This window comes from Sphaerospermopsis sp. FACHB-1094 (genome assembly GCF_014696195.1).
GTDB lineage: Bacteria > Cyanobacteriota > Cyanobacteriia > Cyanobacteriales > Nostocaceae > Sphaerospermopsis > Sphaerospermopsis kisseleviana.
Map to the genome: position 1 here is coordinate 1 of NZ_JACJPT010000062.1, position 12,410 is coordinate 12,410.

General features: G+C 37.7%; 12 protein-coding genes. 5 read left to right on the forward strand and 7 right to left on the reverse strand.

The annotated features are described in order from the left end of the window. Window positions 1-164: 164 nt before the first annotated feature. Genes H6F47_RS17650 through rpaB form a run of 3 tightly spaced genes read right to left on the reverse strand, consistent with a single transcriptional unit; the run spans window position 165 to window position 1,727 of the window. Window positions 165-806, reverse strand: coding sequence for a cofactor assembly of complex C subunit B (locus tag H6F47_RS17650; protein ID WP_096570266.1), 642 nt, complete (start codon window positions 804-806; stop codon window positions 165-167). Beyond that, window positions 803-994, reverse strand: a complete 192-nt coding sequence (locus H6F47_RS17655) for a hypothetical protein (protein ID WP_190650269.1) — start codon at window positions 992-994, stop codon at window positions 803-805. Before H6F47_RS17655 ends, H6F47_RS17650 begins: the two co-directional genes overlap by 4 nt. 4 nt (window positions 995-998) lie before the next feature. Continuing rightward, window positions 999-1,727: a response regulator transcription factor RpaB gene (rpaB, locus tag H6F47_RS17660; RefSeq protein ID WP_096570268.1), complete on the reverse strand. Its 729-nt coding sequence runs from the start codon at window positions 1,725-1,727 to the stop codon at window positions 999-1,001. Between the two features lie 169 nt (window positions 1,728-1,896). On the opposite strand from rpaB, the gene radA reads away from it, so the two are divergent. Continuing rightward, on the forward strand, window positions 1,897-3,465 hold the full coding sequence (radA, locus tag H6F47_RS17665) for a DNA repair protein RadA (protein ID WP_096570270.1): 1,569 nt from the start codon (window positions 1,897-1,899) through the stop codon (window positions 3,463-3,465). A 115-nt stretch (window positions 3,466-3,580) separates the two neighbouring features. Here the strand turns inward: radA and rfbD are convergent, their stop codons facing one another. From rfbD to rfbB, 4 genes are all read right to left on the reverse strand, one after another. Beyond that, window positions 3,581-4,459, reverse strand: a complete 879-nt coding sequence (gene rfbD / locus H6F47_RS17670) for a dTDP-4-dehydrorhamnose reductase (protein ID WP_190650272.1) — start codon at window positions 4,457-4,459, stop codon at window positions 3,581-3,583. Then, complete coding sequence (rfbC, locus tag H6F47_RS17675; RefSeq protein WP_190650274.1) at window positions 4,456-5,001, reverse strand: dTDP-4-dehydrorhamnose 3,5-epimerase; 546 nt, start codon at window positions 4,999-5,001, stop codon at window positions 4,456-4,458. The genes rfbD and rfbC overlap by 4 nt, the downstream gene beginning before the upstream one ends. A gap of 115 nt (window positions 5,002-5,116) precedes the next feature. After that, window positions 5,117-5,998 carry a glucose-1-phosphate thymidylyltransferase RfbA gene (rfbA, locus tag H6F47_RS17680; RefSeq protein WP_190650276.1) on the reverse strand — a complete coding sequence of 294 codons (882 nt, stop codon included), beginning with the start codon at window positions 5,996-5,998 and terminating at the stop codon, window positions 5,117-5,119. 123 nt (window positions 5,999-6,121) lie between these two features. Beyond that, complete coding sequence (rfbB, locus tag H6F47_RS17685; protein WP_190650278.1) at window positions 6,122-7,210, reverse strand: dTDP-glucose 4,6-dehydratase; 1,089 nt, start codon at window positions 7,208-7,210, stop codon at window positions 6,122-6,124. A gap of 561 nt (window positions 7,211-7,771) precedes the next feature. Between rfbB and H6F47_RS17690 the strand changes: the two genes are divergently transcribed. From H6F47_RS17690 to H6F47_RS17705, 4 genes are all read left to right on the forward strand, one after another. After that, window positions 7,772-9,202 (forward strand): hypothetical protein, encoded by a 1,431-nt coding sequence (locus H6F47_RS17690; RefSeq protein WP_190650280.1) that lies wholly within the window; start codon window positions 7,772-7,774, stop codon window positions 9,200-9,202. A 207-nt stretch (window positions 9,203-9,409) separates the two neighbouring features. Further along, on the forward strand, window positions 9,410-9,871 hold the full coding sequence (gene rimP / locus H6F47_RS17695; RefSeq protein ID WP_096570282.1) for a ribosome maturation factor RimP: 462 nt from the start codon (window positions 9,410-9,412) through the stop codon (window positions 9,869-9,871). Between the two features lie 130 nt (window positions 9,872-10,001). Beyond that, a complete protein-coding gene (gene nusA / locus H6F47_RS17700; RefSeq protein WP_190346510.1) occupies window positions 10,002-11,285 on the forward strand; it encodes a transcription termination factor NusA in 1,284 nt (427 codons plus the stop codon). Window positions 11,286-11,436: 151 nt separating this feature from the next. Next, window positions 11,437-11,706, forward strand: a complete 270-nt coding sequence (locus H6F47_RS17705) for a YlxR family protein (protein ID WP_096570286.1) — start codon at window positions 11,437-11,439, stop codon at window positions 11,704-11,706. Window positions 11,707-12,410 lie beyond the last annotated feature (704 nt).

Genomic DNA, 12,410 nt, shown 5'->3' on the forward strand with positions numbered 1-12,410 from the left:
GAGTCAGGAGTCAGGAGTCAGGAGTCAGGAGTCAGGAGTCAGGAGTCAGGAGTCAGGAGTCAGGAGTCAGGAGTCAGGAGTCAGGAGTCAGGAGTCAGGAGGTAAAGATTTCCCCCCAGTCACCAATCACCAATCACCAATCACCCATTACCAATCACCAATAATCACCCATTACTAAGATTAACAGCTAATTTATCAGCTATTCCCGCAATCCAATTTTCATCTTGTTTTGTATAACTGCGGGGAGCATTTGCTCCTAAAATTAACACACCTTCTTTACCAATAGGTTGACAAATTACACCTTGGGTATTTTCGGGTAAATAATCAAATTCAATTTTGCCAGGATAGACTTTTAAAGCTACTAAATAAACCGGTTTTTGGGTTTCTAATACTCTTTTCAATATTGCACCAGGGGTAACTTCTGATTTAGCACCCAGAATACCGCGACGTAACAGAACTTTACCTTGGTAATAAACTACAAGCGATCGCGTAACTGTATTAGTTAACAATAACCTTGATGCCCAAGCTAATTCTGTTTTCACGGTTTCTGGTAAATCAGGATCTAACACAAAACCCTCTTCTCCGATCAGTTCTACTGTATCAGGGGTTTTAGGTTGTACTTGTTGCCAAATTAAACCTGTTAAAATTAACACTGCACTCAAAATCACTCCCAGCACATCCCCCCGTGCTTGAGAGTCTGTCAGTTCCGGTGTTAACAACCGATTTACAAACAAAAGCACAGCACCTAAACCCCCAACTACCAAGGGTAAACGCCGTAAAACTCGATTAGGATCAGATTTGGTCATTGGTCATTGGTAATGGGTAATGGGTAATGGGTAATGGGTAATGGGTAATGGGTAATGGGTAATGGGTAATGGGTAATTGGTAATTGGTAATTGGTAATTGGTAATTGGTAATTGGTAATTGGTGATTGGTAATTGGTAAGAATAAACTTTTGCCTCTTGCCTTTTGCCTTCTTACTGTCACCTGTCACCTAATTACTCTTCCCCTGCTTCCAGGATGCGTTGAAATAGATAACCAGTACCTCTAGCAGTAAGTATAAGTTCTGGGTTGCTGGGGTCATCTTCTAATTTTGCCCGTAACCGGGAAATATGTACATCTACTACGCGAGTATCTACATGGCGTTCTGGTGTGTAACCCCAAACTTCTTGTAAAATTTCAGAACGAGAAAAAGCCTCTCCAGAACGACTAACTAATAGTTCTAATAAGCTAAATTCCATGCCGGTTAAGCGGATGCGTTCATCCCCTTTGTAAACTTGGCGTTTATTGGTATCTATCCTGATGTTTCCAACATGAATCACTCCAGAACTGGGAATACCACTAGCACCAGTTTTATCTACTCTGCGTAAAACTGAGCGAATACGCGCTTCTAGTTCTTTGGGAGAAAATGGCTTAACTACGTAGTCATCAGCGCCTAATTCTAGTCCGGTGATCCGATCAGCTACATCACCCAAGGCTGTTAACATGATGATGGGAACATCGGATTCTTTGCGTAGTTCTTGACAAACACCGTAACCATCTAGCTTTGGCATCATCACATCCAAAACTACCAGGTCTGGTTCGGATTTGTGAAAAGTTTCTAAGGCTTCTTCTCCATCACCTGCTGTCACTACATCATAGCCAATCATGGAAAGGCGTGTTTCCAAAATCCGCCTAATGCTTGCTTCGTCGTCTACTACCAGGATTTTTTCTTTATGACTTTCCAAGTTTCTTCACGCTCCCTAACTAAATTTTTAACATTATGAATTTTATTACCATAATATTAAGATATCATTGCATCAGTTAATCTGAAAAAGCTGTAACTACTACTATTATTTAACTTGAGTTTTTTCTAAAACTTAAACAAAAATTAAGATTCTTAAATAAAAATTACCCATGGCAAAGCCCAAAACTATTTTTATATGTAGCAAATGCGGAGCCGAGTTCTCCCAGTGGTTCGGCAAGTGTGCAAATTGTGACACTTATGATTCTTTAGTGGAAGAGAATGCTACACCTTTTGGAGTAGATATACCCAGTCGGGGGGGAGTAGGTAACTGGCACGCTGCACCAGGGGGAATTAAACCCAGCAGCAGTAAACCCGCTAAACCAAGGGCTTCTCTGACTTTCGATCAAATTAGCGATCGCCAAATTGCTCGGTGGGAATCCGGTTATGGCGAGTTAGATCGGGTACTTGGTGGCGGTGTTGTCCCTGGTTCGATGGTTCTCATCGGTGGTGATCCCGGTATTGGTAAATCTACTCTCTTACTGCAAGTTTCTAACGAATTATCCCAAAGATACCGTATTCTCTACGTTACTGGTGAGGAATCAGGACAACAGGTAAAATTACGCGCTTCTCGTTTGGGAATGTCTAAACCGATCAATGTTGTCACTGAAGAAAATTCGGAGAACGAAGAAGAAGTTACAGATACCGATAAAGTATGTAAAAATACAGAAGAAATTATAGAACATCATACCATTGGTTCTGATTTATATGTCTTACCAGAAACGGATTTAGAGGAAATTTTGCGGGAAATTGATTCTCTCAAACCTAATCTGGCGGTGATTGATAGTATACAAACTGTATTCTTCCCAGCTTTGACATCTGCACCCGGTTCAGTAGCGCAGGTGCGGGAATGTACCGCCGCTTTAATGAAGGTGGCAAAACATGAAGATATTACAATGTTAATTGTTGGTCACGTTACCAAAGAAGGAACTATCGCAGGACCGAGGGTTTTAGAACATTTAGTAGATACGGTTTTGTATTTTGAAGGCGATCGCTTTGCTTCCCACAGATTATTAAGAACTGTTAAAAATCGTTTCGGAGCTACCCATGAAATTGGTATATTTGAAATGGTGTCTAATGGATTAAGGGAAGTACCCAATCCTTCAGAACTGTTTCTGGGAAACCGCGACGACCCCGCACCCGGTACAGCTATTGTAGTGGCTTGTGAAGGAACAAGACCGATAGTTGTAGAATTGCAAGCTTTAGTTAGTCCTACCAGCTACCCTTCACCCCGACGCGCTGGCACGGGGATAGATTATAACCGCTTAGTGCAAATTTTAGCAGTATTAGAAAAGCGGGTGGGGATACCCATGTCAAAATTAGATTCCTACGTTGCATCTGCGGGGGGTTTGAATGTAGAAGAACCTGCGGTAGACTTAGGGATTGCGATCGCCATTGTTGCCAGTTTTCGAGATAGAATAGTTGATCCCGAAACAGTATTAATAGGGGAAGTAGGTTTAGGGGGACAAGTGCGATCGGTTTCCCAAATGGAACTGAGGTTAAAAGAAGCAGCAAAACTGGGATTTAAACGAGCGATAATACCCAAAGGTCAAAAGTTTCCTGATTTAAACATAGAAATTTTACAAGTTTCTAAAGTCATAGATGCCATAATTGCTGCTATTCCTCATCAATCTTTGGAAGATATTGATTTAGAAACAGATGAAAAAGATGAGGATGAATAACAAATATCCGCGTGCATCTGCGTTTGATGTTTATTCAACGAACCACTCCAGACACAGAGTTTTGATCCCCGCTAAAAATTTTAATTTTTTCCTGTTTTAAGGGAGATCAGATTTTTTAACTATCAATAACTAATTTTAAAACTTGATCCCATTCTGGCATTTTTAACCCAAAAGTATCAGAAAATTTTTGATTATCTAACAAAGAAAAAGCTGGTCTAGATGCAGGTGTAGGATATTCTGGAGTAGTAATAGGAATTAACCGTTTTAATTTACGTTCATTATTGGGAAAATCATCATTAAAAATCGCCTTCGCAAAACCATACCAGCTAGTTTTTCCAATAGGAGATAAATTATATATTCCTCCTTTATTAGCAAAAAAATCAGTTAGGTTATTTTGACCTTGAGTAATAACTTGTGCTGTGATTTCTGCAATCATTCTACTCCAAGTCGGTGCGCCAATTTGATCATCAACTACTTTAATTTCTTCTCTTTCTTTTGCTAATCTTTGCATCGTTAATAAGAAGTTTTTACCACGTAAACCATAAACCCAGCTAGTACGGAAAATAAGATGATTAACACCGACTGATGTAATTGCTTCCTCACCAGCTAACTTAGTTTTACCATAGACATTTTGGGGATTTTTGAGTTCATCTTCTTGATAAGGAAGACTGTTATTACCATCAAAAACATAATCAGTAGAATAGTGAATTATAGCTGATCCCAAACGTTTAGCTTCTTCAGCTATAATACCAGGTGCAACACCATTAATTGACATTGCTAAATCGGGTTCTGATTCTGCTTTATCCACCGCAGTATAAGCAGCAGGATTGACAATTAAATCTGGTTTTATATCCCTAATTGTAGCACTAATTGTATCTGGTTGTGCTAAATCTAATTGATTTCTTCCCACAGAAATAACATCACCCATAGTCATTAAAGTACGTTGTAATTCCCAACCCACCTGGCCAGAAACACCAGTTAATAGAATTTTCATTGATAAACCTCCGCTTCTGAAAATAACTTACCTACTTTATCCTTAGTAGAAATAATTGGTTCATCTTCAATCGGCCAAGCAATAGCTAAATCAGGATCATTCCATAAAATAGTGCGGTCATATTCTGGTGCATAATAATCAGTGGTTTTATACAAAAAATCTGCATATTCAGATAACACTAAAAAACCATGAGCAAAACCCGGTGGTATCCACAATTGATGTTTATTTTCTGCTGATAAATGCACACCTACCCATTGACTAAAAGTAGGAGAACTTTTTCGCAAATCAACAGCAACATCAAAAACTTCACCAACTACAACTCTGACTAATTTTCCTTGTGGTTGTTGAATTTGATAATGCAACCCGCGTAACACATTTTTCACTGAACGCGAATGATTATCTTGAACAAAATGAGGTAATATTCCGGTTTTGTCTAAAAAAACTCTTTCATTAAAACTTTCATATAAAAAACCCCTGTCATCTCCAAAAACCTTGGGATCAATTAATAGCACATCAGGAATTTCTATATTTATAATCTTCATCAAATTCTCCTTTGCTCGAGGTTTAATTATAGATCACTGACTTCTTTTATTGATTGTGTACAAAAATTATAAATTGATCTTAGAAGTCGAGGACATAATTTTTTTATATCATTTCTCAATTAAAAGTAATTTCATTTTCTAAAATTCGTCTTAAATAAAGACCATAACTACTTTTACCCATAGACTCAACCAAATAACTAAGTTGTTGAGTATCAATATATCCTTGATAATAGGCAATTTCTTCAATACAAGCTATTTTCAATCCCTGTCTTTGTTCTAAAGTTTGGATAAAATTACTAGCTTGATGTAAAGATTCATGTGTACCCGTATCTAACCAAGCATATCCTCTTCCTAAAATTTCTACCTTTAATTGATCTTGCTTTAAATAAGCTAAATTCACATCAGTAATTTCTAGCTCACCCCGTGCAGAAGGTTTCAAACTAGCAGCTATTTCTGTAACTTGGGAATCATAAAAATAAATTCCCGGTACTGCATATTTTGATTTAGGACTTTTTGGTTTTTCTTCAATACTAATTGCTTTACCTGTACTATCAAATTCAATCACACCATAACTTTCCGGGTGAGTGACTTTATAACCAAAAACTAAACCTCCATTTTGCAATTGAGCAGCACGGGTTAAAACTTCTGTGAAACCATGACCATAAAAAATATTATCTCCTAAAATTAAACATACTGAATCATTTTTGATAAAATCTTTTCCCAAAATAAAAGCTTGTGCTAAACCTTCTGGTTTTGGTTGTTCTACATAACTAAACTTTAAACCCCATTGACTACCATCTTTTAGCAATCTTTGAAAAAGAGGTAAATCTGTGGGTGTGGAAATAATCAAAATTTCTCTAATTCCCGCTAACATCAACACTGATAAAGGATAGTAAATCATCGGTTTGTCATAAACAGACATTAATTGTTTACTCACAACTTGTGTTAATGGATAAAGTCTTGTACCCGAACCACCTGCGAGAATAATACCCTTCATTTTACCATCCTTATACAGCGAATTAATTATTACTAAATAAATCCTAAATAAATCCTAAATAAATCCAGGACTTACGCAAAATAAAACGGAAGTGGGGGGAATTCATGAATTCCCCCTACTCCTTTAACGACTTTCGTAATTTTTCTGAATCCAGTTTTTATATTCTCCTGTAAAAATAGATTCTACCCAAGCAGAATTATCAAGATACCATTGCACAGTTTTTAACAAACCACTATCAAAATTTTCCTTGGGTTGCCATCCTAATTCTTTGGTGATTTTACTACAATCAATAGCATAGCGGCGATCATGTCCAGGACGATCTTTAATAAAGGTAATTAAAGATGAATATTGAAAATTCTCTTTGGGTGCTAACGTATCCAAAAATTCACAAATTTTATTCACAACTACTAAGTTAGTTTGTTCATTCAATCCCCCAACATTATAACTTTCGCCAATTTTACCTTCCTTTACAACCAGATAAATAGCATCACAATGATCACTTACATATAACCAATCTCTAATATTTTTACCGTCACCATAGATAGGTAATGGTTTACCATTTACAGCATTGAGAATCATTAAAGGAATCAGTTTTTCAGGAAACTGTAACGGTCCATAATTATTAGAACAATTAGTAGTTAAAGTAGGTAAATTATAGGTGTGATAGTAGGATCTAACTAAATGATCTGCACTAGCTTTAGAAGCTGCATAAGGGCTATTTGGTGCATAAGGTGTATCTTCTCTAAAAGCTGGATCTTCTGGATTTAAAGAACCATAAACTTCATCGGTAGATATATGCAAAAATCGGAATTTTTCTTGTTTTTCTGATTTGAGTTTTTGCCAATAAACTTTACTTGCTTCTAATAAATGGAATGTTCCCATCACGTTAGTTTGGATAAAATTAATGGGAGTGAGAATTGAACGATCTACATGAGTTTCTGCCGCAAAGTTAATTACTGCATCTGGTTGATATTTTTCTAACAAATAACTGACTAATTCAAAATTACCAATATCTCCTTGAATAAAAGCATAATTGGGATCATCTTGTAATTCAGCTAAATTTTGTAGATTACTAGCATAAGTAAGTTTATCTAAATTAATGATATTAGCCCACTGATTTTTTCTAAATTGGAGAACAAAGTTAGCCCCTATAAATCCTGCACCACCTGTAACTAATAAAGTTGGCAGATCATTTTTTGGTACGTTTGACATATAAACAGATTTTTCCTATGTGTTATTGTTTGATTTTTAGTGGAAATGTGGTAATTTCAATTGTTGGAATGTCACGGCTAATCATCGGATTACAGCTATTTTCAGGTAAATAAACCACATTTTGATTTAGGTTTCGCGTCAACAATGTAGGGGCGTTCGCGAAGCGTGCTGGAAGCATCAGCATTCGGACAATTAATTATCGGTTTTTACCTAAGACTATCATCCGAATGCTTCGCCCTTACTGTGGTCTAAAGACATGAAAACTGCTGTAAAAACCAGAGATATGAGGTAGATAAAAACCTAAAACCTTACACCCATTTGCAAAAGATACTTTTTTGAAGTAAGTCGTGTATTTGGTATCTACCTCACTATTTATTACAATAAAAATGTTCATATACTTATTGGATAACACATATTTGTAAAAATATATACTTTTTTTACAGAACTCCTTGATTAAGTAAAGACATTATACAGAAATTGCACTCAAGAAGGGGATAATTAAACAATATCTTAAACTAAAGAAGAGAAAGACTTAATATTGAGTATAGAAATTAACTAATAATGAATAAATTAAAACCTCGAAAACAAGCTAATCTATGGTTGGAAAAGTTAATGGCGATCGCAGCCAGTCTTAACTTAGGGTTAGTAGTGTTTGATTTGAGTTACGTACCTTGGCGGGATTTCTATTTTCGCCAACTTCCCCAAATCACCCAGATTTATGACCCGATTAAAGGTATTGAACCCCATCGAGACACGAAAAATTATCTAGAAACAGTAGCAGCTTTAGAAGCACAAGTTAGCCAAACCGGTTTAAACTCCCCTCAAGTAAAAATCAAGTTAGCAGAAATCAGCCGTCTCAGCAACGAGATGATTGATAGTAATCCCTTTGCAGGTGCGGGTAAAAGTGGAACTCTGGAAAAAATTAAAAACCGGATGCGGGAACACATCGGTCAAGAATCAGCCAAACGCGCCTTTGCTACTTTTTGGAGTGTGGAATATTTATCTAAACGGGGTTGGATACAAGAAATTAATTTTTTTAACCAGCAAATTCGTCCAGGCATTGCCTCTAATTATTATCGCAAAATAGGCGAAAATGGCGAATTTATAGATGATTTTTGGTTAATTGATTTACCGTTTGTCGTGATATTTGGCTTAGAATTGCTATTACGTACTTTTTATATAAAACGTCAAAATCGCCATTTAAGCTGGTTAGAAGCGATTTTATGGCGTTGGTATGACCTATTTTTAGTAATTCCCTTTTGGCGTTGGTTGCGAGTTTTGCCAGTATTAGTTCGTCTAGATCAAGCCGGGTTAATTGATCTACATTTAGTGAGAAGGCAAATTCACCAAGGTATAGTAGCCAATTTTGCCGAAGAAATCACAGAAATTGTGGTAGTGCGGGTAATTAACCAAATGCAGGTTTCAATACAGCGCGGTGATATTACTAGGTGGTTATTACAACCGGAAAAAGAGCGTGCCTACATTGATATTAATAATATTAACGAAGTAGAAGCACTTTCAGGACTGTTAATACAAACCATCGTTACTCAAGTCTTACCAAAAATACAACCAGAAATGAATGCCATTTTGCGGCACAATATCGAACTTGCTTTTAGGCAAGTACCTGTTTATCGTAACCTGCTCATGCTGCCAGGAGTAGGACAGGCACAAAATCAGCTAAGTGAACAATTGGCCAATCAAATCACCACAAACCTATATCTTGCCTTGGTTAGCGCCTTTAAAGATCCAGTGGCAGCCCAACTTTCTAGTCAGTTAGTGAAAAAATTTAATACGGTTTTAGGTGCAGAAATCCAGGAAAAACACGTAATTTCAGAGATTCAAAGTTTGCTCAATGACTTTTTAGAAGAAGTGAAAATTAATTATGTTCAACGTCTATCCCAAGAAGATATTGAGCAAATTATCGAACAAACAAGAAGGATGCGATCGCAAGCTACTGTTCCCACATTTATTGATAAAAGTTTTAAAGCATAGAAGTGTACAGGTGTTGGGTGCATGGGTGTATAGGTAAATTAATAACCCAATCACCAATTACCAGTCACCAATCACTAATGACTAACGAAAAAAATACGCTACACTCATGTTAGGGGCGAACCAATACAGGTTCGTCACAAGACTTCTTGGAAGATATCCCTATCGCCGGAAGTGGGTAGAAGCCCACTTTTTTTATTGAATTTTCCCATGACTCATCCTTTAGTTCCACAAATTATTGAATTGGCGAAACCAGTAGCAGAAGAACTGGGTTTGGAAGTAGTTGGCATAGTTTTTCATACCAACCAACGTCCACCAGTTTTGCGGGTAGATATCCGTAACCCTCAACAGGATACTGGTTTAGACGATTGCGAACGAATGAGCCGTGCTTTAGAAGCCTCCTTAGACGCGACAGAGATGATTCCAGATGCTTACGTATTGGAAGTCTCCAGTCCTGGAATTTCCCGACAATTGAACACAGACAGGGAGTTTATTTCCTTTAAAGGATTTCCCGTGGTGATCTCCACTTCTGAACCCTACGAAGGAAAACAAGAGTGGATTGGTAACTTGATGCGCCGGGATGAAACAAAAATTTACTTAAACCAAAAAGGTCGTGTAGTACAGATACCCCGTTCCCTCGTTACCAGGGTGCAACTCGATGAGGGCAGTTAACTAAAATTGAGATTTTAGATGCAGGGTTTTAGATTCAGGGTTTTAGATACAAATCTAAAATCCCAGATTTAAAATACAAAAAATTGCTGGTTGCTGACATAAAAATTTAAAAATTAAGGAGATGTTGCTTATGTCAATGGTTGCTTTACCTGGATTAAAAGATTTAATTGAAAGCATTAGCCGCGAGCGAAATTTACCACGTTTAGCAGTGCAATCATCTATTAGAGAAGCATTACTTAAAGGTTACGAACGTTATCGCCGCGCCCAAAATTTAGAGCGCCGACAATTTGATGAAAATTATTTTGATAATTTTGAAGTAGAACTTGATATTGAAGGAGAAGGATTCCGAGTTCTTTCTACCAAAACAATAGTCGAAGAAGTTACTAATACAGATCATCAAATTTCCTTAGATGAAGTACAACAAGTTGCGCCAGAAGCTCAATCAGGTGATTCTGTGGTCTTAGATGTCACCCCAGATCAAGGAGAATTTGGACGCATGGCAGCCATGCAAACTAAACAAGTGCTGGCACAGAAATTGCGGGATCAACAACGTCAAATGGTGCAAGAAGAATTTCAAGATTTAGAAAGTACCGTTTTACAAGCAAGAGTTTTAAGATTTGAAAGACAATCAGTAATTTTGGCAGTTAGCAGCGGTTTTGGTCAGCCAGAAGTAGAAGCAGAATTACCAAAAAGGGAACAACTACCCAATGATACATACCGTTCCAATACCACCTTTAAGGTATATCTAAAAAAAGTTTCCCAAGGACAGCAAAGGGGTCCACAGTTATTAGTATCTCGTGCTGATGCTGGGTTAGTAGTTTATTTATTTGCCAACGAAGTCCCAGAAATTGAAGACGAAGTAGTGCGAATAGTGGCAGTAGCTAGAGAAGCAAATCCTCCTTCCCGTTATGTCGGTCCACGGACTAAAATAGCAGTAGATACACTTGATCGAGATGTAGACCCAGTTGGAGCTTGTATTGGCGCGAGGGGATCACGCATTCAAGTGGTAGTCAATGAATTGCGGGGTGAAAAAATAGATGTAATTCGCTGGTCTCCAGATCCAGCAACTTACATTGCCAATGCCTTGAGTCCGGCCAGAGTTGATGAAGTGCGCTTAATGGATCCCGAAAGTCGGCAAACCCACGTTTTAGTAGCAGAAGATCAACTGAGTTTAGCTATTGGGAAAGAAGGACAAAACGTGAGATTAGCTGCCAGACTGACAGGCTGGAAAATTGACATTAAAGATCAAGCTAAATATGACTATGCCGCAGAAGATGCGAAATTTGCAGCTGTGAGAGCAAAATATCAGGCAGAAAATGATGAAACCGAGATGGAACAACTAGAAGATGAATATCAGGACAAATTAGAATTAGAGAATGATAATTTTGAAACTAACGAGGAAGAGACAGATTAATTCTCAAATGTTTTTTGACAATAGTCTGTTCACTATCAACAGTTCACGGTAAACTAGAAGACATTTAGCAAGTGTGAAAATTAACAAAAACAAATCTGAGGTAAGTATCTCAAGCAAGTAAAAACTGCTCACCTGACTGAACAAAAACCCGATGAAACCAAACTATCGGCGTTGTATTAGTTGTCGCCGGGTAGGACAAAAACAAGAGTTTTGGCGGATTGTCCGCGTCTTTCCATCTAGGAAGGTACAATTAGATCAGGGCATGGGGCGTTCTGCCTATATTTGCCCGCAAGCTGACTGCCTACAAGCAGCACAGAAAAAAAATAGATTAGGGCGATCGCTACATGGAACAGTGCCAGAAACACTGTATCAAACATTGTGGCAGCGACTTAGTGAACGCAATCCCCCAAATCAAATTTAATTAAACTAAATATTCTGGTTTGCCCAAGGTAGTCTACTGCCTGATTTCCGGCCAGATCAAAGGTTAAAATACCAGAGAGGCTGTGTCAGACAAAGGTTAAAAGCTAGTTAGTGTTTTCCTAAAAAAAGCTAACAAATGCTCACATTTGATCAAGATTTATGTCTACTCATTGACAAAAAAACTTGAGAATTGAGAATACTAAAGATCCTGTAGCCTGAGAGTCAGCAGACAGGGCAAACAAGAAAATGCTATTATTGATAGGTATTTTAGGTGAGAACCAAGCCTAAATACTTAATAGTAGGGTGAGATAGACCCAATCTGAAAGCCTGTAGACTAGATAGTGCCGACACTTCTAGGAGTTCAGTGAGAGTAGTCGAAACTGATGAAGCAGGAAGGAAAAGCATCAAAGCTTGTTAGCATTAGTTAGCTTTTTTGTATCGGATTAGTGCCAAAATAGTAAATGGGTGTAAAAGGCAAGTGGCTCTCTAAAAATGGAGAGAGACGAAGCAATACTCCCAACAAGTTTTACTCGATTGTGTTGTGGAAGACTCAGAATCAGCAAAACAAAAACCTAAAAAATGGCAACCTGGTAGCGTTAAAGCGCAGTTCGGCATCAAGGATGCCCAAAAAAATTTTTTATTGAGAAAAATTTTATGGGGTCCAGTCAACCATCATTCCCGGTGGGGATGCCAGTATTAAACCGA